This window comes from Streptomyces sp. NPDC007164, from assembly GCF_040634135.1.
GTDB lineage: Bacteria > Actinomycetota > Actinomycetes > Streptomycetales > Streptomycetaceae > Streptomyces > Streptomyces sanglieri.
Genome location: NZ_JBEYFB010000132.1, coordinates 1 through 2,177, shown reverse-complemented (window position 1 = coordinate 2,177; position 2,177 = coordinate 1). Strand labels below are relative to the sequence as shown.

At 68.9% G+C, this 2,177-nt stretch carries 1 protein-coding gene; it reads left to right on the top strand.

The features are described 5' to 3' along the window. Positions 1-54 precede the first annotated feature (54 nt). On the top strand, positions 55-2,163 hold the full coding sequence (locus tag ABZ622_RS41955) for an ISAzo13 family transposase (RefSeq protein ID WP_360552590.1): 2,109 nt from the start codon (positions 55-57) through the stop codon (positions 2,161-2,163). The last annotated feature ends 14 nt before the right edge of the window (positions 2,164-2,177 follow it).

Here is a 2,177-nt window from a genome sequence, read left to right as displayed (position 1 = left end):
GGGCTTGTAAAGAATCAACGCGTTGCTTTGCGGGCTCTGGCGCGTTGGTCTGGTATGCACATATCGAGTGAGGTTCGTGATCAACTCGCCCTGAGGTTCGGGGTGTTGTTTCCGCATCTGGATGAGCGGCAGCAGCGGCTGGCGCTGGCCACCGAGGCCCGGCTGCTGGGCCACGGCGGGGTCCGGGCCGTCGCGCGCACTGCGGGCGTGAGCGAGACGACGGTGCGGAAGGGGGTCTTCGAGCTGGAGGGCGGCGAGGATCCGCTGCCCAGGAGGAGGGTTCGCCGCTGTGGTGGCGGGCGCAAGAGTGCCGAGGAGCTGGACCCGCGGCTCGTTCCGGCTCTGCTGGCGCTGGTCGAGCCGGACGAGCGGGGTGATCCCATATCGCCGCTGCGCTGGACGACCAAGTCGCTGCGGCACCTGGCCGAGGAGCTCGCCGGGCAGGGGCATCCCGTGTCGGCGCCCACGGTGGGCCGGCTGCTGCGGGAGAACGGCTTCAGTCTCCAGGTCAACGCCAAGACTCTGGAGGGCAGGCAGCACCCTGACCGGGACGCCCAGTTCCGCTACATCAACGAGCAGGCCAAGCAGCACCAGGGTGCCGGGGAGCCGGTCATCAGCGTGGATGCCAAGAAGAAGGAGAAGCTCGGCCAGCTGCCCAACGCCGGCCGTGAGTGGCGCCCGAAGGGCGAGCCGGTCAAGGTGGAGGACCACAGCTTCTTCTTCTGTGCCCGGCCCGACGCCGAGCAGGCCATTCCCTACGGTGTCTACGACCTCACCGCCGATACCGGCTGGGTCAACGTCGGGTGCGACCACGACACGGCCGCCTTCGCGGTCGCTTCCATCCGCCGTTGGTGGCAGGCTCGCGGACGGGACGACTACCCGCAGGCCACCCGGCTGCTGATCACCGCGGACGCGGGCGGCTCCAACGGTTACCGCAGCCGGGTCTGGAAGGCCGAACTGGCCGCGTTGGCCGCCGAGACGGGCCTGAAGATTACGGTGTGTCACTTTCCGCCGGGTGCTTCAAAATGGAATAAAATTGAGCACCGGCTGTTCTCCCACATCACGATGAACTGGCGCGGCCGGCCGCTGACCAGCCACGAAGTCGTCGTCCAGACCATCGCCTCAACCCGGACCCGCACCGGGCTACGGGTCGAGGCCGCCCTGGACACCGGCGCCTATCCCACCGGCGTCACGGTCGGCACCGACCGCATGAAGGCACTTCCCCTCGAGCCGCACACCGAGCGCGGCACCTGGAACTACACCATCCGCCCCGCGGACAAGCCCACCGTCCCGGCGGCTCCCGGGAAGGCCCCGCTGCTGGAGCGGGCGGCGGCCCTTGAGCTGCTGTCCGACCCGCGCCTGCCCGGGATGAGCCACGAAGAACTGGACGCGATGGCCCGGCACCTGGCCCCCGCCCAGGCCGCACGGCGCGAAGAACTCCGCCACCAGCAGCGCGGCGGGAAACGCCGCCAGGTCCCGGGAGCCCACGGCCGGTCCCTGCTCTCGGCCAGGCACCGCCTCCTGATCACCGTCCTGCATCTGCGGCAGGTGTGCGCCCAGAAAGTCCTGGCCGAGATCCTCCAGGTCACCCCGCCGGCGATCGGCCAGGCAATCAGGGAGACCCGGTCCGTGCTGGACGAACACCACTACGCCATCACCCCCACCGCCTTGCACTTCACCCAGGCGCAGGAGGTCCTCGCCTTCGTACGGACTGGCTCCGCCACCCCGCCCCGGCGGTCGAACATCTCCACGGTGCTGTCCGACCCGTCACTGACCGGCATGAGCCGCGAGGACCTGCAGAAACTGACCGATCGGCTACTGGTGAGGTATACGGCCCTGCGGGAACGGCGCCGTTACCAGCGGCGCGGCGGGCCGCGTCAGCCCGGGACGAACAAAGGCGCCTTCCACCAGAAGATCCTCCACGCGGAACGCATCCTGATCGCAGTCCTCCACCAGCGCACCGTATGCACCCGACAGGTACTCGCCGACCTCTTCGACGTCACCCCGCAGACCATCGGCACCATCTTCCGTGACCTCCGCCCCCTCCTGGAAGAAGACGGCCACCTCCCGACACCGGCCACGCCCTTCCGCACCGCAGCGGACCTCCTCGCCTCCGTCGCACCACCCGAAAACGCTCCGCAGAAGGCCGAATCACCACATTGATTCTTTACAAGCCC

What these genes read in the sequence shown, in the direction of transcription:
- ABZ622_RS41955 (WP_360552590.1), top strand. Translation starts at nt 55, where the DNA reads ATGCACATATCGAGTGAGGTTCGTGATCAACTCGCCCTGAGGTTCGGG.